The organism is Chitinophaga sp., assembly GCF_035761305.1.
In the GTDB taxonomy this organism is placed as follows: domain Bacteria; phylum Bacteroidota; class Bacteroidia; order Chitinophagales; family Chitinophagaceae; genus Chitinophaga.
The window spans coordinates 38,351-59,598 of sequence record NZ_DASTRI010000064.1 but is presented as its reverse complement, the minus strand read 5'-3'; the positions used below and the strand labels follow the sequence as shown (position 1 = coordinate 59,598).

The following is a 21,248-nucleotide window of genomic DNA, read 5'->3' as shown; positions in this document are numbered from 1 at the left end:
GCTTTGCAAACCGCCATATAACCGTAAAACATCCGGCAACAGCTTTACGTTTATACCGGGGGGTTAGCGAGCGCCTATCCCACTCCTGCTGTTATATATTGCAGCGTATATAACAATGTTGGTGTCCAAAAAACCGTGATTATAAAACCGTCATGCGTTAGCTTTGCCAGCCGCGAAGTTGATGACTTTGTCTACACATTTTTTAACATTTCGTTAAACCCTTTACCATAGGGCGTAAAACAGCCCGTTGGGCATTCCGCATGGGGAGAAACTACCCACTTTTGCTTTGACAACCGGTTGATAGATGCTATATTTGTAGCTATCATTCGGGGACCAAAACCTTCAACTCAACCTTGGCGAAAAAACTGCACATACCATTTAAATGGCTTTGCTGTTTGCTGTTCTTCAGCTTACGGCAGGTAGCAGGCTTTTTTCCCGACGGGGCCCCGCTGCAAAACACCGTAGCTGCGAACGATAAGCATTTACAAACTGCAGCTCCCCTGTTTGCAGATACCTTTTTTACCCATGTAGCGGTGAACATGCTGGCCAGTGACCTGGATGACACCAGCGATATACTGCGCAACGCTACCAACAAAGGCCGTAAGCAGCGGTATTACCTGAACGCGCCTACGCAACAGTTCAGCTGCAGCCCCCGCATCCTGTACCCGGAAACCCGGCAGGACTATTACATCTGCGAAAAAGAAACCAAAAGCGGCGTATATCAATGGCAGGACTGCTTTCTGCCTGCTTATTATACTTTCCTGTTCCGGCTCGCCTTGTTCTGAGCTGCTCCCCATCTCACTTTCAAACACTACAGGTCCCCTATGCGGGACAGGCATCCTATGCCGGTTAATATGAAAAAGAATATCCATTCCCGCGGTACCCGTGTACTACCCGGACGGCTGTTTCTTGTTCACTATTAATTATTTACTAACCAGTGCCAACTCAGGCGCATACAACAGGATTTATACAATGGAGCGTATTATATGGGCCCTTGCAGCGTGGGCGGTGATTTTACTGAACGGGTGCATATCCAACGGCAGCACCCGCAATAAGAAGCAAAAAGCGCAACCCTTCCCGGTTACGCAACTGGAAACAAAAGATACTTTATTAAAACACAGCTATGTAGCCAGCCTGCAGGCTGTGCGTAATGTAGAGATCAGGGCCCGCGTAAATGGTTTCCTGGAAAAGATATACGTAGATGAAGGCCAGGACGTAAAAAAGGGACAGCTGCTCTTTTCCATCACCAATGAAGAATACAAGGCGCAGCTGGCCGAAGCCAACGCAAACCTCAGCAGCGCCATTGCAGAAGCAAAGGCCGCGGAAGTAGATACCCGCCGCGTAAAAATGCTGGTAGATAAAAAGGTGATAGCTCCTACCGAGCTGGAAGTAGCCAATGCCAAGCTTACCGCTGCGCACGCAAGGATAGATGAAGCGCGTTCCGCCGTTACCAAGGCCGCCATGCATGTGAACTATACTAATATTCACGCGCCCTTCGACGGCATAATAGACCGTATTCCGCTGAAAACAGGCAGCCTGGTAACAGATGGCACGCTGCTTACCACTGTTTCAGACACGCATGAAATGTATGCCTATTTCAATGTATCGGAAACAGAATACCTGGAATACCAGAAATCAAAGAAAGGGCCCAGTAATAAAACCGTACAGCTCATACTGGCCGATGGTACCAGCTATAAGTACCCCGGCAAGGTAGAAACCGTGGAAGGGGAATTTGAGTCATCTACCGGCGCCATTGCATTCCGCGCCCGCTTCCCTAACCCGCAAAAGCTGCTGAAACACGGCGCCAGCGGCAATGTACAGCTGGAGAACACCGTGGAGGATGCCTTGATCATCCCCCAGAAAGCCGTATTTGAAATGCAGGATAAGAACTACGTATTCGTGGTGGACAATGCCAACCGCGTAGCTATGCGCAGCTTTATGCCCGGCTCCCGCCTGGCCCACTGTTACATTGTAAAAGATGGCCTGCAGCCCGGCGAACGGATTGTATGCGAAGGCACACAAAGCATCCGCGATGGTATGCATATCAGTCCTGTAATCATTCCCCTTGACAGCCTTTTGGATAAAAAAATGTAAGGGAGCAAAAACAAAACAAACACATGTTCGATACTTTTATAAAGCGGCCGGTACTGTCGCTCGTTATTTCTTTGATCATACTGTTACTGGGCCTGCTGGCATTGTACACATTGCCGGTTACCCAATTCCCGGATATTGTGCCGCCTTCTGTAACGGTTACGGCTAAATATACCGGGGCCAATGCCGAAGTGTGCGCCAAAGCAGTGGCCACGCCGCTGGAACGCGCCATTAACGGCGTGCCGGGCATGACGTATATGTCAACCGTAGTAAGCAACAACGGTATTACACTGATTGAGATCTTTTTTAAGGTAGGCACAGACCCGGACCAGGCAGCGGTGAGCGTACAAAACCGCGTGGCCACTATTATAGACGAATTGCCCGAAGAGGTAATCAAGGCCGGCGTAACTACAGAAAAAGAGGTGAACAGCATGCTGCTGTACCTCAATATTATGAGCGACGATCCCAGCCTGGATGAGCAGTTCATTTACAACTTTGCAGACATTAACGTACTGCAGGAGCTGAAACGTATTGACGGCGTTGGCTTTGCGGAGATCATGGGCGCCAAGGAATACGCCATGCGCGTATGGCTGAAGCCCGACCGCATGCTGGCCTACAACATTTCCACAGAGGAGATCATTAGCGCCATACGCCGGCAGAATATTGAAGCCGCACCCGGTAAAACCGGCGAAAGTTCCGACAAAAGCCCACAACTGTTACAATATGTACTGCGCTACACCGGGAAGTATTTTGAGCCTTCCCAGTATGCAGGCATTATCCTGCGCACAGAGGCAGATGGGTCTATGCTGCGGCTGAAAGACGTGGCAGACCTGGAGTTCGGGTCGTTAAGTTACGGCATGGTGTCTAAAACAGACGGTAAGCCCTCTGCATCCATCATGCTGAAACAACGCCCCGGCTCCAATGCGCGGGAGGTAATACAAAACGTAAAGGACCGTATGGCGCAGCTGAAGGCCACCTCCTTTCCGCCGGGCATGACGTACAATTTCAACTACGATGTATCGCGCTTCCTGGATGCCTCCATACATGAAGTGGTGCGCACCCTGTTTGAAGCATTCATACTGGTGTTCGTGGTAGTGTTCCTGTTCCTGCAGGACTTCCGCTCTACCCTTATTCCCGCGCTGGCGGTGCCGGTGGCGCTTATCGGCACCCTTACCTTTATGCAGCTGCTGGGCTTTTCCATTAACCTGCTTACGCTGTTTGCGCTGGTGCTGGCCATTGGTATTGTGGTGGATAACGCCATTGTAGTGGTAGAGGCCGTGCACGTAAAAATGAGCGAAGACCACCTGCCGCCGCTGGAGGCCACGCTGGCCGCCATGAAAGAGATCAGCGGCGCTATTGTGGCCATAACGCTGGTAATGTCGGCCGTATTTGTGCCGGTAGCCTTCCTCTCAGGCCCGGTGGGCGTGTTTTACCGGCAGTTCTCGTTAACGCTTGCATTTGCCATTGTTATATCCGGCATCAATGCATTAACGTTAACGCCTGCACTCTGCGGCATTATGCTAAAGAACACGCATGGGCGGCCGCCGCGTAAAAACTTGCTGCAGCGTTTCTTCAAAGGTTTTAATAAAGGGTACGATGCTACGGCCAACGGCTACCGCAGCCTGCTGGGCCGTATTGCCAGCCGCAGGCTGGTTACGGTTGGCCTGCTGCTGCTCTTTTTCCTGGCTACCTGGGGCGTTAGCTCCATACTGCCTTCGGGCTTCATTCCTTCGGAAGACCAGGGCATGATATACGTGAATGTAACCACGCCGCCCGGCGCCACCGTAGAACGTACGGAAAAGGTGCTGGAAGAGGTATATGCCGTAACGCGCAAAATAGACGCGGTAGAGTCGGTGTCTACCCTGGCGGGCTTTAGCCTGGTGAATAACGTTGCCGGCGCTTCCTATGGTATGGGTATGATTAACCTGAAACCCTGGGAAGAAAGAAAAATGTCGGTAACAGACATGATAGCGGAGCTGGAGGAAAAAACAGCACATATTACAGACGCCAACATCGAGTTTTTCCCGCCCCCCACTGTACCGGGCTTTGGTAATGCCAGCGGCTTTGAGCTGCGCGTGCTGGACAGAACCCGCAGCGACGACCTGGAGCAAACGGCCACTGTTACCAATGATTTTATAGCGGCATTAAAAAAACGGCCGGAAATAGGCTCCGCCTTTACCAACTTCGATCCCAGCTTCCCGCAATACCTGATACATGTTGATGAGGAACGGGCCGCGCAAAAAGGCGTAAGCATTGAGAATGCCATGAACACGCTGCAAACACTGTTAGGCAGCTACTACGCCTCCAACTTCATCCGCTTCGGGCAAATGTACAAGGTGATGGTGCAGGCCGCACCGCAATACCGCACCAAGCCGGAAGACGTGCTGCACCTGTACGTGAAGAACGATAAAGGGGAAATGGTGCCCTTCTCCAACTTTATACGGCTGGAAAGGGTGTACGGGCCGGAGCAGCTAACCCGCTACAACATGTACACCGCGGCCATGATCAATGGCGATGCCGCGCCGGGCTACAGCAGCGGCGACGCCATACGCGCCATACAGGAAACCGCCAAAACGCTGCCCCGCGGCTTCACCTATGAATGGAGCGGCATGACGCGTGAGCAGATACTCTCCGGCAACCAGGCCGTTTATATTTTCCTGATATGCCTGGTGTTCGTGTACCTGCTGCTGGCCGCGCAATATGAAAGCTTTCTGCTGCCGCTGCCGGTTATACTATCGTTGCCGGCCGGCATTTTCGGCGCCTTCCTGTCGCTGAAATTACTGGGGCTTGAAAACAACATCTATGCGCAGGTAGCGCTGGTAATGCTGATTGGTTTGCTGGGCAAAAATGCAATCCTGATCGTGGAGTTTGCCATTTTGCGCAATAAAGAAGGGCTGTCGCCGCTGGAAGCCGCCAAAGAAGGCGCGGTATCGCGTTTGCGGCCCATCCTCATGACCTCCTTTGCATTTATTGCAGGTTTAATACCCCTGTGTATGGCTGCCGGCGCAGGCGCCATGGGCAACCGCTCCATTGGTACCGCAGCGGCCGGAGGTATGTTAATAGGCACTGTGTTCGGCGTGCTGGTAATACCAGGACTGTATGTATTATTCGCCGGCCTGTCACGCAAACACTTAAACAAAACAACATGATGCAACTGAATAAATTGCCTGAGATAAATAACAAACAACCCGGCCGGCGGAGATACCGTGTGCAGCCGCACAGCCGGCGTACAGGGTTTACACGTGCGGCCCTGTATATGGGATATTGCGCGTTGGGCCTGCTGTTGCTGGTTTGGGGCTGCCGCGTGCCGAAGCCGCTGGCGCTGCCGGACAATCAGCAGCTGCCCGATACTTTTGCCCTGGCCGGCGCCAATGCAGATACTGCAGGCATAGGGCATATACCCTGGCAGCAGTTCTTTACAGACCCGCATTTGCGTGCGCTGATAGATACGGCGTTAAAAAATAACTATGCCTTAAAAACCAGCACCGAGCAAATGAAAATTTCCGAAGCTGCGCTGCTGGCGGCAAAGTATGCATGGCTGCCTAATGTGAACATTGCGGCAACCGCCGGCGTTGATAAATTCGGCAAGTACACCATGAACGGTGTAGGCAACTTTGATACGAATTTATCCGGCAACATCAATAAGGATCAACATATTCCTGATCCCACACCGGATTTTTTCCTGGGCCTGCGCAGCAGCTGGGAGGTAGACCTGTGGGGCAAGATAAAACAGCGCAAACAGGCAGCGGTGGCGCGTTACCTGGCCAGCGCGCAGGGCCGCCGGCTGTTAACCACTTTCCTGGTGTCGGAAGTAGCGGCGCATTATTACACGCTGATAGCGCTGGACAGTGAGCTGGCAATTATTAAAAAGAACATTGCATTGCAGGAAACAGCGCTGGAAACCGTGCAGATACAACAATCAGCCGGCCGTGCTACCCTGCTGGCGGTACAACAGTTCCAGGCGCAGCTGCTCGATACCCGCAGCCTGGAGCATCGCACCCGGCAGCAGCAGCTGGCCATAGAAAGCCAGCTGAATTTTCTGCTGGGCCGTTTTCCGCAGCCCATTGCCCGCAGCAAGGCGCTGAATATTGATACCCTTGCTGCGCCCTGGCGGCCGGGATTGCCCAGCAGCCTGCTTACCAACCGCCCGGACATTAAACAGGCCGAGCTGGAGCTGGCTGCCGCCAAAGCAGATGTAGGCGCTGCGCGCAAAGCCTTTCTGCCTTCTTTAAACATAACGCCATACGCGGGCTTTAATGCATTTAAGGCAGGCCTGCTGCTGGAGCCGGGCTCCTTTGCTTATGGCATACTGGGCGGCCTTACTGCGCCGCTGTTCAATCAAAAGCAACTGCAGGCGCAATACCGTATCAGCGCTGCCAACAGCCGCATCTCTTATTATAATTACCAGCAAAAAATATTAAAAGCATACCAGGAAACGTCTGTTGCGCTGGGTTACATGTATAACCAGCAGCGCATATACGCTTTAAGGGCCCAGGAAGTAAGCGTGCTGCAAAACGCCGTATCTACCGCCAATGATCTTTTCCTGGCTGGCTATGCCTCCTACCTGGAAATCATTACCGCGCAGAAAAGCGTGCTGGAAGCAGAGCTGGCGCTGGTGCATGCCCGCCGCGATATGCTGTCGGGCACCGTACAACTGTACCAAACCCTGGGCGGCGGCTGGCAGTAGGCAATTACGAATTGTCAATTACGAATTACGGATGATGACCGAAGCGAGTTAACCGCAACACTGCTAACTATTGCATTCCATCCGTAATTCGTAATTGTCAATTCGTAATTGATTTCGCTTATCCGTGTAAATTATTTGCGTTAAGTTACAGTATCTCCCCGGGTGATTTCTTCGTACGCTGTTTCATCTTATATCCCCCTCAAAAAAGCTAATCTGAAATAAACGCGCTTCATAAATATTCACCGCATCCCTTTTTATGAGCATTCCAGGGATATTAAGAAAATATATATCCTTTATTGAAGTAAGCGGGCGTGTTAAAAATACGTTACCACCGGATAGCCTTTTGCTTTTTTTGTAAATTCATGTAAGAATTACTCAAAATAAGCACCTATGAACCTAAAATTTTACTATCTCGCCAGGATGCAACCTAAACCATGATTGTTTATGACTGAACGATGATGTGTTCCTTTTCCAAAAGGGATGAATGTTCTGACAGCAACAGCATGTAAACGTGTGAAATAACAGATTGGATTTTTTGACCGGCAGACTATATCTTTTAAATACGGCGCTTTTATATAAAAGTCCTTTGCTTTTGACAGATTGAAAAACCTATATCCATCTTTATTGCAAAGTACCCTTGCCTGGTATAACACCTATATCACTATTTTAAAAATGTATGACCGCCAGAACCCTGCCAGGCAAATAAACCGTATATATAAAAGAAAACGAACCAACTATTGTGAATAGCCATAAAGACCGATCCGGAGAGGACCATGAAAACCCTTGTGAATAACAGCCTGTACCAGTTCTGTTAGCATAAGTATGCCCTGCCGGAATAAAACCACTATCATGGGAAAAATGAAAATTATCGGGGTTACTCCGCTGGAGCAACCAGATGCAGGCCTTGTATTGTCGTTACATAAAGCAAAAGCCCTTCCTGTACTTCACCTGGGCCGCGATTTATTGAAAGCCCAGGCAGCCCTCAACACCATTACTGCACAAAATGAACAGCCTTTCGGCGTATGCTTCAGCAATGCGCAGCTGTCGGCCATCTCCCTGCCGGCACAGGTTTCACTGGCTATTATTCCTTATGGTGTTAACATCGCCCTGCCCAAACATATATCCATCTACTACCAGGTACATTCAGTGGACGAAGCGCATAAAGCAAAAGCAGCCAATGCGCAGGGCATTATTATAAAAGGCAATGAAGGCGCAGGCGCCGTGAGCGATGAGTCGTCTTTCATCCTGTTCCAGCGCATAGTACGGGAAATAAGCGGCCTGGAAATATGGGTGCAGGGCGGTGTTGGCGTGCACACTGCCGCGGCATTGGCCGCTACCGGCGCTACCGGTATAGTGCTGGATAGCCAGCTGCTCCTGTTCCCCGAATGCAATGCGCCTGCCGCTATAAAAAGTACCTGCGAAAAGCTGAGCGGCGCCGAAACCCGTTTGGTGGATCATTACCGGGTGCTGGCAAGGCCTAACTCGCCCATGCTGCCGGAAAAAGCCACCCAATCCGACCTGGCGCCGTACCTGGGCATTACCGACCTGGATAAAGGGTACATACCCCTGGGCCAGGATATTGCCATTGGCATTGACCTGGTGCAACGCTACAAAAAGCTGAACCGTTTAATATTCGGCCTGCAGGAAGCGGCCTATGGCCATCTGCAGCAAGCCAAAACCCTGCAGGTCATCAGCCCTGGCAACGCATTATCCCAAGAGCTGCATATCACCTACCCTATTGCGCAGGGGCCTATGACACGCGTGAGCGATGTACCTGCTTTTGCCGCTGCAGTAGCAGATGCAGGCGCGCTGCCCTTTGTTGCGCTTTCCCTGTTAAAAGGCGCTGCCGCACAAAAGCTCATACAGGAAACCAAAGCGCTGGCAGGCAATAAAACCTGGGGCGTTGGTATACTGGGCTTTGCGCCGCCGGAGCTGCGCGAAGAGCAGCTCAACTATATTAAAGAGGAAAAACCACCTGTTGTATTAATAGCCGGCGGCCGGCCTTCTCAAGCCAAAGCGCTGGAGCTGGCAGGCATTAAAACCTACCTGCATGTACCCTCTGCTTCCCTGCTGGATATGTTCATTAAAGAAGGCGCCAAACGTTTCGTGTTTGAAGGCCGCGAATGCGGCGGCCACGTAGGCCCCTTATCCAGCCTGGTATTATGGGAGCGCCAGGTAGAGCGCCTGCTGCAGGAAGAGCATGCCAACCAGTTCAGCGTGTTCTTTGCCGGCGGTATTCATGATGCGTTGTCGGCCGCCTTCATATCTGTAATGGCGGCGCCGCTGGCGGCACGGGGCGCTAAAACCGGCGTGCTGATGGGCACCGCTTACATCTATACGCAGGAGGCAGTAAGCAGCGGCGCTATCCTTCCCCGGTTCCAGGAACAGGCCATTGCCCATAAGCACACTATACTGCTGGAAACAGCACCGGGCCATGAAACCCGCTGCCTGTACACGCCTTTTGCCGATTATTTTAATAAGGAAAAAGAACGCCTGCACCTGGCCGGTGCTGATAAAAAAGAAATATGGGCGCAGCTGGAGCAGCTGAACGTAGGCCGTTTACGTATAGCCGCCAAAGGTATAGCGCGCAGCGGCAATGACCTGGCAGAAATAAGCCCTGCAGACCAGCTTTCCGGCGGCATGTACATGATAGGCCAGGTAGCAGCGCTGCGCAATACCATTACCACCGTTGCCGGCCTGCATAAAAATGTAGCCGCCGACAGCTGCAGCATTATTGAAAAAGCGGCATTGCCTGCAATGCCAGATGCTACGGAAAAAGCACTGAACGTAGCTATTATAGGGATGGCCTGCATTTACCCCGGCGCCCGCAACATAGAGGAATACTGGCGCAACATCATACTGGGCAAAGATTGTGTAACCGAAGTACCGGATGAACGCTGGAATAAAACCCTGTATTATGATGCCGCTGCTACCAACGGTGAAAAAACACCTTCCAAATGGGGCGGGTTTATTCCTAAAATAGATTTTGATCCCGTAGCTTTTGGCATTCCCCCGCAATCGCTGGCGGCCATTGATCCGGCCCAGCTGCTTAGCTTACTGGTAGCCAAACAGGCGCTGGACAATGCGGGCTATGGCGGGCTGAATATCAACCGGGAGAATGTATCTGTTATCATCGGAACAGAAGCCGGTACAGACCTGGCCAATAACTACGGCTTCCGCGCCCTGTTCACGCAAATATTCGGCGAGATGCCGCCTGAGCTGGATGCAGCGCTGCCCCGGCTCACGGAAGACTCTTTCCCCGGCGTGCTGGCCAACGTTATTGCCGGCCGTATTACCAACCGGCTTGACCTGGGCGGCCGTAACTACACCGTAGATGCGGCCTGCGCGTCTTCCCTGGCAGCCATTGACCTGGCCTGCCAGGAGCTGGTGCTGGAAAAATCAGACATGGTAATAGCCGGCGCCGCCGACTTGCATAACAGCATTAACGATTACCTGATGTTTGCCAGCACCCACGCGCTAAGCCGCAAAGGCAGGTGCGCCACCTTTGATGCTAACGCCGACGGCATTACGCTGGGCGAAGGCATTGCCATGGTAGTGCTGAAACGCCTGGAGGATGCAAAACGCGACGGCGATACCATTTATGCCGTTATTAAAGGCGTTGGCGGCTCCAGCGACGGCAAAAGCCTGGGCCTTACCGCACCGCGCAAAGCCGGGCAAACCAGGGCACTGGAACGGGCATACGAACAGGCCGGCATGTCACCGGCCGCCGTAGGGCTGCTGGAAGCGCATGGCACCGGCACCGTGGTAGGCGACAAAACAGAGCTGAGCGCCATCTCCGATATGCTCATCCGCTCCGGCGCTACCACTGCGCAAACTTACCTGGGCTCTGTTAAAACACAGATAGGCCACACCAAATGCGCCGCGGGTTTGGCCGGCTTAATAAAGGCGGCACTTGCGGTATACCACGGCGTAAAACCACCTACCCTGCACCTGGAAACACCCAACAGCTTTTATAACCCCGCGCATAGCCCGTTTGCATTTAATAAGCAAACCGGTACCTGGAATGATGATAAACGGGTAGCCGGCATCAGCGCCTTTGGTTTTGGCGGCACTAACTTTCATGCAGTAATAGAAAACGACCCCGCGATGCCGCAGCCCGCAGCTGTAATGAATGCCTGGCCGGCAGAGCTGTTTGTGTTCCGCGGTCATACTTATGAAGCAGCGCAGCAAATGCTGCTAACCATAAAAACGCTGCTGGAAAAAAATGATAGCATCCCTTTAAAGGACATTGCCTTCAGCCTTTATAAACACCACGACGCCCCGGTGCAGGTATGCATTGTGGCCGGCAGTGCAGACGACCTGCTGCTAAAGCTGGACCTGGCCCTGTCGGGCGCTGCTACCAACGGCGTGTACACCATACAGCCGCTGCAGGGCAAGGTAGCTTTCCTGTTTCCCGGGCAGGGCAGCCAGCGGGTGAACATGGCGCGCGACCTGTTCGTTGCCTTCCCCGCCATGCGCCGTTTGTTAAAGCACAAGCCACGGTATGAGCACATCCTGTTTCCGCCGGCTGCTTTTGATGAAGCGGCAGCCAAAGCACAGAAAGCAGCCATTAAAGATACCCGCCTGGCACAGCCGCTCCTGGGCGTGGTAGACCTGGCCATTGCCACTTTCCTGCAGGAGCTGGGCATTGTGCCCGACATGGTGGCCGGCCACAGCTACGGCGAGCTGCCCGCCCTTTGCTTTGCTAAAGTGTTTGAAGAAGACCAGCTGGTGCCGTTAAGTGAAAAACGGGCAGCCGCCATACTGGATGCCGTGGGCGCGGATAAAGGCGCCATGCTGGCGCTGGGCTGCCGGCAGGAGGCCCTTACCACTGCTATTGAAGGCGAAAGCGATGTATACCTGGTAAATCATAACTCGCCCACGCAATGGGTGGTGGCCGGCGCAACACCTGCTATTGCCCGCCTGGCAGATAAGCTTACTGCCGCCAATATATCTTTTCAGCAGCTGGAGGTTGCCTGCGCTTTCCATAGCCCGCTGCTGTCCGGCGCCAAGGATTTGTATGCCCGTGCGTTGAAAGAGGCCGCCTTCAATACGCCTGCTATCCCGGTATGGTCCAATACCACAGCAGCTGTATATCCCACAGCGCCCAACGCTATAAAGGAAAGGCTGGCAGCGCACCTGGTGCAGCCCGTACGCTTTACTGAAGAAATTGAACAGATGTATGCCCACGGTGCGCGTGTATTCATTGAAGTGGGTCCGGGTAAGGTGCTGGGCAACCTAACCAGGTCTATCATAAGCGGTGATGCGCTGGTACTGCATACAGAAGACAAAGACCAGCAGGGCATTACCTGCCTGCTGCATACTATTGCGCGCTACATGGCCAGCGGCAGAACCGTACTGCTGAACCGCCTGTTCGAAGGCCGTAATATTAACCAGCTGAACCTGGATGCCATTGATCAATACAAAAAACCGGCTACTGTTTGGCTGGTGAACGGGCAAATGGCCGTACCGGCAACCGGCAGCCTGCCTGCGCATGGCGCGCTCCCCATTGTTACGCCGCTGGCGTTAAAAGGCAATGCTCCTGCTGCCGCAGTGATGAATAACAACAGCGCGGAACAAATGGTGGCCGCTTACCTGAACAGTCTTAAACATATTGTACAGGCCCAGCGGGATGTGATACTGGGCTACCTGGGCCATGCGCCGCAAAGCTTCCAGGCTGCGGAGCTGCCGGACCTGGCGCCGCAAAAATCCATACCCGTGCACACCAACGGCGCCAACGGGCATAACGGCAGCAATGGATATGGCACTAACGGCCACCTGCATACGAATGTAACGCACGCGCCGGCCACTGCAAACAAAGACGTAACAGCAGTGCTGCTGGCTGTGATCAGCGATAAAACCGGCTACCCGCCGGATATGCTGGGCATGGAAATGGACCTGGAGGCAGACCTGAGCATCGACTCTATTAAACGTATGGAGATCATTGGCGAGCTGAAAACCCGGCTGGGCGGCTTTAACAGCAGCACCCAAAGCGAAGAGCTGCTGGTAGAGCAGCTGGCCGCTATCAAAACCCTGAAAGGCCTGGTAGCATGGCTCACCGCCAATGCGCAGGAAACAGCGCCCCCCGCAACACAAAGTAAAGGCTTACCTGTTACTGAAATACAAGCCGTACTGTTAAACGTAGTGAGTGAAAAAACCGGCTACCCGGCAGATATGCTGGGCCTGGAGCTTGACCTGGAGGCAGACCTGAGCATTGACTCCATTAAACGCATGGAAATCATTGGCGAGCTGAAAACGCGCCTGGGCAACCTGCAGCAGGCCGGCGGCAATGATGAGGAAATGATGGAAAAGCTGGCCGCTATCAAAACCCTGCAGGGCCTTATCACCTGGATTGCAGAAAGCACTGCCGCTAACTTTGAGCCGGTGCAGGAAGCCAAAAAGATCATAGAACAGGGATTTGTAAAAGAAAGCCTGGAAGAAAAGCTCTCCCGCCTGCGCTTTGAGCTTACACCTGCCGCACTGCAGCGTATGTCGCCCGCAAAGCTGCAGGGAATGCATTTTGCCATTACGGATGATGGTGGTTCTGTTGCCGCGGCCATTCAGCAGCTCCTGGAGCAGCAGGGCGCACAGGCGGCCATTATACAGGAAAGCGATCCGCTGCACGGCTATCATGGCCTTATTATACTCGATATTTTTTCATCGCCCAGGCAAAGCAATATCATCACTTCTTTTTCCATGGTGAAAAAGCTGGATTTTGAGAAAGTGAAATGGGTATATGCCCTCTCTGATTTCGACAGCCATGTAACGCAAACCGCAGACCCGTTGCTGCTGCAGCACCTGCAGGGTTACAGCGGCTTTTTCAAAAGCCTGGGTAAAGAGTATGAGCATACCAGATGCCGCACTATTAACCTGGCGTCCGGGCTGTTGCCGGAAAACATTGCCGCCATTGCGCTGGATGAGATACTGCATCCTGAAGGGCCGGCGGAAGTAGTGTACCATAACGGGCAGCGCCAAACGCTGCAACCGGTGCATGCGCCGTTAACCATTGGCCAAACGCCCGACATCCATCTTACCCAACAATCCGTTGTACTGGTATTCGGCGGTGCGCAGGGCATTACCGCGGAGCTGATGATCCGCTTTTCCAGGGAATATCCCTGTCATTACATACTGGTAGGCCGCTCTGCAGATCCGCGCGCACAGGCGCATGAAAATCGCCCGCACCTGCAAACCAAAGATGAGATACGGCAGTACGTACTGGCGCAGGGCCAGCTGAAAAAACCGGCCGACATTGAAAAGCGCACCGCCGAAATATACAAGCACAACCAGGCCTTGCATACGCTTACCGCGCTGGAGCAGAACGGGGCCACCGTTAGCTATCACTCCCTGGACCTGCGGGATGAACCTGCCCTGCGCGCCTTTATGAACCAGGTACGCAAAGCATACGGCCGCATTGACGGTGTAGTGCATGGCGCCGGCCTGCTGGAAGACAAGCTGTTTCACCAGAAAACGCCGGAGTCTTTTGAACGTGTGTTCTCTACCAAGGTAACGCCCCTGCGTGTACTGGCGGAACACCTGGATGCACATACGCAATTTGTGATCCTGTTTTCCAGCGTAGCCTCTGTATACGGTAACCGCGGGCAAACAGATTATGCTGCCGCCAACAGCGTAATGGACCGTTATGCAAGGGTGCTGAAACAGCACCTGAAAGCAAAGGTAATGGCCATTAACTGGGGCCCGTGGAAAGGCGCCGGCATGGTATCACCTTCGCTGGAAAAGGAATATGAGCGCCGCGGCATTGCCTTAATACCGCTGCCCGATGGTATGGAAACCTTTATTGACGAGCTGAAATACGGCAATGAAAGCCAGGTGGTGATTATGGCGGGTGATGTTATCAAAAAAACAGGCCACAACAGATGAGCAACGATATAGCGATCATAGGAATGTCATGCATCTTCCCCGGCGCGCCGGATGCAGCCGCTTTCTGGAAGAATATCATTAATAAGGTAGATGCTATTCAAACCGTACCGGAAAACCGGATGGAAAAAATGTTCTTTGACGGGGAAGCGGCAGTAGACCGGTTCTATTGCCGCCGGGGTGGTTTTATAGATGATTTCGCAGCGTTTGATCCCATACAGTTTGGTATACTGCCCCTGGTAGTGGAAAGCACTGAGCCGGAGCAGCTGCTGGCCCTGCACCTGGCCTATAAAGCGCTCGCCGATGCAGCGGTGTTTGAAAAAGAGCTGTCGCTGGAAAACACCGGCATCATCATCGGCAAGGGAAATTATCCCGGCCCCGGTGCGGTAAGAGGTATTGAAATAATAAGAACCGGTGAACAGATAGTACGGGTACTGCAGGACCTGCTGCCCGGTATAAAAGCGGAAGCATTAGACCGCGTGAAAAAAGAGTTCCAGGTAAGGAAAGGCCGCTTTGGTCCCGATACTGCCATGGGTCTTATCCCCAATCTCGTGGCCTCACTGGCGGCCAACCGCCTGAACCTGGGCGGCACTGCCTATACGGTGGATGCAGCCTGTGCCAGCTCGCTCATAGCAGTTGATCATGCGGTGCGGGAGCTTACCAGCCGCCGCGCCGATATGGTGATAGCCGGCGGCGTGCACGCCTCACAGAACGCGCCTTTCTGGAGCATTTTTACGCAGCTCGGCGCCCTCTCGCACATCCAGCAGATACGCCCTTTTGACCAGCGTGCGGATGGCGTGCTGATAGGCGAAGGCTGCGGCTTTGTTGTGCTGAAAAGACTGGATGACGCTATCCGCGACGGGCATCGTATATACGCCGTCGTTAAAGGTGTGGGCGTGTCAAGCGACGGCGCAGGCGTGAGTGTAATGAGCCCCTCCGTAAAAGGGCAAACCAAAGCCATTTTACAGGCGTGGCAGCAGGCAGGTGCCAGCCTGCGCGACATTGGCTACATTGAAGCGCATGGCACGGCCACACAGCTGGGCGACAAAACAGAGCTGGAAACCCTGCTGCATGTTTTCGGCAGCGCGCCGGACCTGCCCAAAGCAGGCATTGGCACCATTAAATCCATGATAGGCCATGCCATGCCCGCAGCCGGTATTGCCGGCCTTATTAAAACTGCGCTGGCCCTGTACCACAACCAGCTGCCCCCTACCCTGCATTGCGAAGATCCCCTGCCCTTTATGGAAAAAACGCGGTTCACGCCCGTACAAACCGCCGCTCCCTGGAGCCAGAGCGGGCTGCCGCTGCGCGCGGGTGTAAATGCATTCGGCTTTGGCGGCATTAATGCGCATGTGGTGCTGGAAGCCGCTACCCTGGAGGAAAAAGCTGCCGGCAAGCTGTTTAACGGCACAGGCGCGCCCCTGCAAAAAGACCCGGTGCTGCTGCTGGCAAGGCCCACCAAAGCCGCGCTGCTGCAGGCGCTGGAAAATAACGAAACCTATACCGGCGAAGGCGGCTACCGCATTGCCCTGTTTGATCCCACACCGGAACGCATACAGCGCGCTGTTAAAATAGTGCAGAAAGATAAGCCCTGGCGTAACCGCAACGACATCTGGTTCTCCAACCATCCCCTGCTGCAGCAGGGCGGTAAAATAGCCTTCCTGTTCCCGGGCCTGGACGGGCTGGCAGGCGGTGAAACCACCAGCGTAGCACAGTATTTTAACCTCACCGGCCTGCCGCGTATAGCCGGCAGCGGTAGTGTGCTGGGCGCCGCACAGCAGCAAATGGAGAACAGCGGCATTCTTGACCGTGCATTAAAGCTGCTGGGCGTACAGCCTCACCTGAATGCCGGCCATAGCCTGGGCGAATGGCTGGCCGGCTACGCCGCGGAAATGGTAACGGAACAATCGCTGCTGCGTTTACAGGCCCGGCTTGACCCTGCGCTGTTTGAGCAAAAGAATGCCACCTTCCTGGTGGCCGGCTGCGGGTATGAAAAGCTGCAACCCTTACTGGCCGGCGTTAAAGACATTTACCTTTCCATTGATAACTGCCCGCAGCAGGTGATCCTTTGCGGTACCAATAAAGCCGTGCAGTCGTTTATAAACGTGCTGAAGGCAGAACAGGTATTTTACCAGGTACTGCCCTTCCAGTCCGGTTTTCACTCCCCTTTTATAAAAGAAAAGCTGGAGCTGCTGCTGGCCGGCATGAACGAGCTACAGTTTCAGCCGGCAAAAGTACCGGTATGGTCTGCCACTACATTAACTCCTTACCCGGAGGATGTAGCGGCTATCCGCCGGCTCAGCGTGGAGCATCTTATAGCACCGGTGCGCTTCCGCGAGCTGATCGAAAAACTATATGCCGGCGGTGTACGTGTATTCATACAGGTAGGCGCCGGCGGCCTGGTAGGCTTTGTAGATGATACGCTGAAACAGCAAAGCTACAGCGCCATAGCGGCCAGCATACCTACCCGCTCCGGCCTTGCACAGCTGCAACGGGTGCTGGCTGCCCTGTTTGCAGAGGGGCACGCGGTAAACAGCGCTTTTATGGAAGCGCCGGCAGCGACCGTTGCCATAAAAACCAAACCATTGGGCCGCCCGGTAAAACTACAGCTGGGCTCTCCTATCGTAAGCGGCCTCTCGTCCCTTAAAAACCTGGCTGCGCCCACTGCCGGGCACAACATGCTTCCGGAAAAAGCAGCTTCTCCTGTTATGCAGGCGCTGATGGACAATTTTGTGGAAATATCCGGCATACAGCAATCGGTAATGGAAATATTCCGGGAAAAAGCAGTCCATCATAACGGCACTAACGGAAACGTACATACTGCTTTTGCAGCGGCGCCGCCACCGCAAAATCAGCCGGTGATAAAGCAGCTGAGCGTATCGCTGAACACGCATCCTTACCTCATAGACCATTCCCTGATACGGCAGCGGCCGGGCTGGCATTGTGCAGATGACTGCGAGCCCGTAATACCTATGACCATGATACTGGAAATGTTTGGCGACATTGCCAGGGAAAGCGCCCCGGGCATGCAGGTACAAAAGATTATGCAGGTGAAAGTGCTTCAGTGGATGAACGTGGCCACTCCCTTCCGGGAAACAGTAAAAGGAGAATGGAAAGCGCCGGACCGTATTTACCTGGACGTTGAAAAATATGCCAGCGCAGAAGTGCAGCTGTCGCGCCAATACAGCACGCCTGACCGTACCGGCGCAAACATAGGCGCGCCGCTGAACATTACCATTACGCCGCAGCAAATATACACGCAGCGCATGTTCCACGGCCCTGCCTACCAGGGCATTACCGCAGTAAAGGTAGTTGCGGAAAAAGGCATTACCGGCATTATAGAAGGCGGCGCAGGCAAAGGCTCCCTGCTGGACAATGCCGGGCAGCTGTTTGGCCTGTGGCTGCAGCTAACGCTTCCAAAAGACCGTATAGCCTTTCCCGTGAAAATACAGGAAGTGGAGTTTTACCAGCCCATGGAAGACCAGCAGGGTAGCTTTGAATGCACCTGCCGGCTCACCTCCCTGAACAACGAGTTTGCCTTTGCTGATTTTATCCTGGAAAGGGACGGTAAAATATGGGCCATTGTCCGCGGCTGGCAGAACCGCCGCCTGGAAATAGACGAGCCGCTGTGGAACGCCCTTATATCGCCCGAAAATGCGCTGGCAAAAGAAATTGTACCGGGTGTGTTTATGTTCCACAATGCATACGCCAGGGTAAACTCCTGGGACTTTATTGTAAAACGCTATTTTAACCAGGAAGAGAAAAAATATTACAATGCCCTGCCCCTGCATAAGAAAAAGGAATGGGTGATCAGCCGCGTAGCGGTAAAGGATGCCGTAAAGGCCCTGCTGCTGAATGCCGGCAACCTGTACTACCCCGTGGAATTTGCCATCCGTTCAACCAATACCGGCCAGCCTTATACAGCAGGCGATATGACCGGCAACATCCACATTTCCCTGGCGCATAAAAATACCGACGCGGTAGCCATTGCCCGCTTCAATAAACCTGTAGGTATAGATATAGAAGAGATACGCGGGCATAACAACGCCTTTGAGGAGCTGGTGTTTGATCCCGCGGAGTTAGCGCTGCTGGGCAACCGCAATCATGCAGAGTGGCTTACCCGCTTTTGGGTAGCCAAGGAAGCCTATGGCAAATCGCTGGGCAAAGGCCTGCAGGGCAATCCCAAAGCATATGTAGTAGAAGCCGTTAACGGCGAAACCTTAACCATAAAAGGCGTACACATTCAAACTATTCAATACAAAAACTATATAATCGGATGGACCAGTTAACACAACCTACCCAGCTCAGCGAAGCGGAAATATTGCAGGTGCTGAAAAAATTCATCACAGAAGTGATAGGCGAGGAATTTGTGGAAGACCTGGACATAACAGCGGAAAGCTCTTTCACAAAAGACCTGGAAATGGACAGCATTGAGATCGTGTCTTTTTCCGAAAAAGTAAAAACCTATTTCGGCAAGGACATAGATTTTACCGGCTGGCTGTCGAACATGGACCTGGATGAAATTATCCGTTTGAACCTGGGCGATATTACAAAATATATTCACACATGCCTGTAGCAACGCAGTCACATATACACCTGCATGTGCAGGAGATGAACCGGGAAGCTGCGGAAACCGTGCTGCTGGTGCATGGCATGTTTACCAACCTTTCCATCTACTATTTTAATATAGCGCCCCTGCTGGCGCAGCGCTACCATGTAGTGCTGTACGATCTGAAAGGCCATGGCATGAGCGCCCGCGCCCACAGCGGCTATGACCTTACCACCATGAGCGATGAGCTGCTGGCGCTGATGGACCGGCTGCAGCTATCCTCCGTACACCTGGCAGGTTACAGCTACGGCGGTTTGATAGCGCTGAAAACAGCCACCCGCTGCCCGGAAAGAATTAAAAAGCTCGCCATCATTGAAAGTCCTGACCCCTATGAGCAGGAAACCATGAGCGTAGTAGACGTGTACAGCAAAGAGCTGCTGGTGCATTTTATAAACAGCCAGGGGCTCCATACTCCTGTTCCTATGGGCAGGCGGCAGCTGGAGCGCAGGCACCGCCTATACGAATTTCTGCTAAAGGAAAGCACCATCCGCCAGGATATGCAGCACGAACGGCATTTCTTCAGCAAAGGCGGCATACAAAATATCCCGCATGAAACGCTGCTGCTGTATGGCAGCCACTCCAACTGTGCAGGTGCAGGACTGGAGCTGCAGGGAAAAATAAAACAGGCGCGCCTGGTGTTCGTAAACGGCGATCATAACATACCCGTACAGGAGCCATTTGAAATCGGGCATATGCTCCGCGATTTTTTTGACACGCAGGATTAATCTAACCATAACGCCTATGGCAAAATTTGCTTTTGTTGTACCGCCCCTGACCGGCCACATTAACCCTACGCTTAGCGTAGGCGCCGAACTGCTGCTGCGCGGCCATGAAGTAGGCTGGATAAGCCTGGAGCCCGGCCTGCAGCAAAAACTGCCGCCAGGCGGACAGCTGCTGCTGGTACCGCCCGGTGAGCCCGGGGAAAACGGGCAGGAGCCTTACCTCAACGCCATCCGGCAAAAAAATGTGTACGGCGTAGAAAGCATTAAGTTCCTGTATGACGATGTGCTGGTGCCGCTGAACCGCTACATGTTTCCCGGCATTATGGAGTGCCTGGATGCTTTCCGGCCGGATGTGGTGATCAATGACCATGAGCTGTTTGCCGGCGCCATGGCAGCGGTAAAAAAGGGCATTCCCTATGCCACCGCCGTAACAGCGCCTGCTGCTGTAAGGGCTATGGACGACCTGCCCAAGGTGAAAGAATGGGGCGACCAGCGCATTGTAGCACTGCAGCAATCCCTGGGATTAACCGCCACGGAGCCTATCCAGTGCTCCGGTATGCTTACGCTGGTATTTACATCCAGGGCATTTTTTGGCGATAAGGCGCTGCCGGATTATTACCGCTTTGTAGGGCCGGTAACTGCGCACCGCCCGGCCAGCATTGATTTTGAGTGGGAACGGTTTTACCACATGAACCACCCGCACAAGGTGCTGGTATCTATCGGTACCACTTTTGACCATGCCTATAAGAAGGATTTCTTCAGCAAAGTATGCGACGCATTGGGCAATGAGCCGTTAACCGTGGTAGTGGTGTCTGACCCGGCGCTGTTCAACGTTTGGCCGGGGAACTTTATAGTACAGGAAAAAGTACCGCAGCTGGCCTTACTGCCACACCTGGATGCGGTGGTGTGCCATGGCGGGCATAATACCGTATGCGAAGCCCTGGCGCACCAGCTGCCCCTGGTAGTCATACCCATTGCATACGACCAGTCTTTTGTAGCCAGCTGTGTTACCGCCACGGAAAGCGGGGTACGGCTGAACTTCAAACGCTTTAAGGCCGCGCATTTAAAGGCTGCCGTGTGGGATGTGCTGCAGGATCCCAAATATGCAGCAGCTGCGCAACAGATCAAAGCCTCCTTTGAAAACGCCGGCGGCACGGCACGAACGGCTGAGCTGCTGGAAAACGGTGCAAAATGTGCAGATGTGCAAATATGCAAATGTGCAGATGACGGAAAAGGATGATTGAATGTCACAAATTCACAAATT

9 protein-coding genes are annotated in these 21,248 nt (G+C 53.3%); all 9 read left to right on the top strand.

What is annotated here, in order from left to right:
* The first annotated feature begins 353 nt into the window (after positions 1-353).
* The 9 genes from VFS25_RS06355 (at position 354) to VFS25_RS06315 (ending at position 21,224) form a co-directional block, all read left to right on the top strand.
* Complete coding sequence (locus tag VFS25_RS06355; RefSeq protein WP_326461287.1) at positions 354-785, top strand: hypothetical protein; 432 nt, start codon at positions 354-356, stop codon at positions 783-785.
* A 187-nt stretch (positions 786-972) separates the two neighbouring features.
* Positions 973-2,094, top strand: a complete 1,122-nt coding sequence (locus tag VFS25_RS06350; protein WP_326461286.1) for an efflux RND transporter periplasmic adaptor subunit — start codon at positions 973-975, stop codon at positions 2,092-2,094.
* 23 nt (positions 2,095-2,117) lie between these two features.
* The gene (locus tag VFS25_RS06345) at positions 2,118-5,240 is read left to right on the top strand and encodes an efflux RND transporter permease subunit (RefSeq protein WP_326461285.1); all 3,123 of its coding nucleotides are present in this window, start codon (positions 2,118-2,120) and stop codon (positions 5,238-5,240) included.
* Positions 5,237-6,778, top strand: a complete 1,542-nt coding sequence (locus VFS25_RS06340) for a TolC family protein (RefSeq protein WP_326461284.1) — start codon at positions 5,237-5,239, stop codon at positions 6,776-6,778. The genes VFS25_RS06345 and VFS25_RS06340 overlap by 4 nt, the downstream gene beginning before the upstream one ends.
* An 849-nt stretch (positions 6,779-7,627) precedes the next feature.
* On the top strand, positions 7,628-14,656 hold the full coding sequence (locus tag VFS25_RS06335; protein ID WP_326461283.1) for an SDR family NAD(P)-dependent oxidoreductase: 7,029 nt from the start codon (positions 7,628-7,630) through the stop codon (positions 14,654-14,656).
* The gene (locus tag VFS25_RS06330; protein ID WP_326461282.1) at positions 14,653-18,942 is read left to right on the top strand and encodes a beta-ketoacyl synthase N-terminal-like domain-containing protein; all 4,290 of its coding nucleotides are present in this window, start codon (positions 14,653-14,655) and stop codon (positions 18,940-18,942) included. The genes VFS25_RS06335 and VFS25_RS06330 overlap by 4 nt, the downstream gene beginning before the upstream one ends.
* Positions 18,930-19,229, top strand: a complete 300-nt coding sequence (locus tag VFS25_RS06325; protein WP_326461281.1) for an acyl carrier protein — start codon at positions 18,930-18,932, stop codon at positions 19,227-19,229. Before VFS25_RS06330 ends, VFS25_RS06325 begins: the two co-directional genes overlap by 13 nt.
* A complete protein-coding gene (locus tag VFS25_RS06320; protein ID WP_326461280.1) occupies positions 19,220-19,987 on the top strand; it encodes an alpha/beta hydrolase in 768 nt (255 codons plus the stop codon). Before VFS25_RS06325 ends, VFS25_RS06320 begins: the two co-directional genes overlap by 10 nt.
* A gap of 16 nt (positions 19,988-20,003) precedes the next feature.
* Positions 20,004-21,224 carry a glycosyltransferase gene (locus VFS25_RS06315; RefSeq protein ID WP_326461279.1) on the top strand — a complete coding sequence of 407 codons (1,221 nt, stop codon included), beginning with the start codon at positions 20,004-20,006 and terminating at the stop codon, positions 21,222-21,224.
* Positions 21,225-21,248 lie beyond the last annotated feature (24 nt).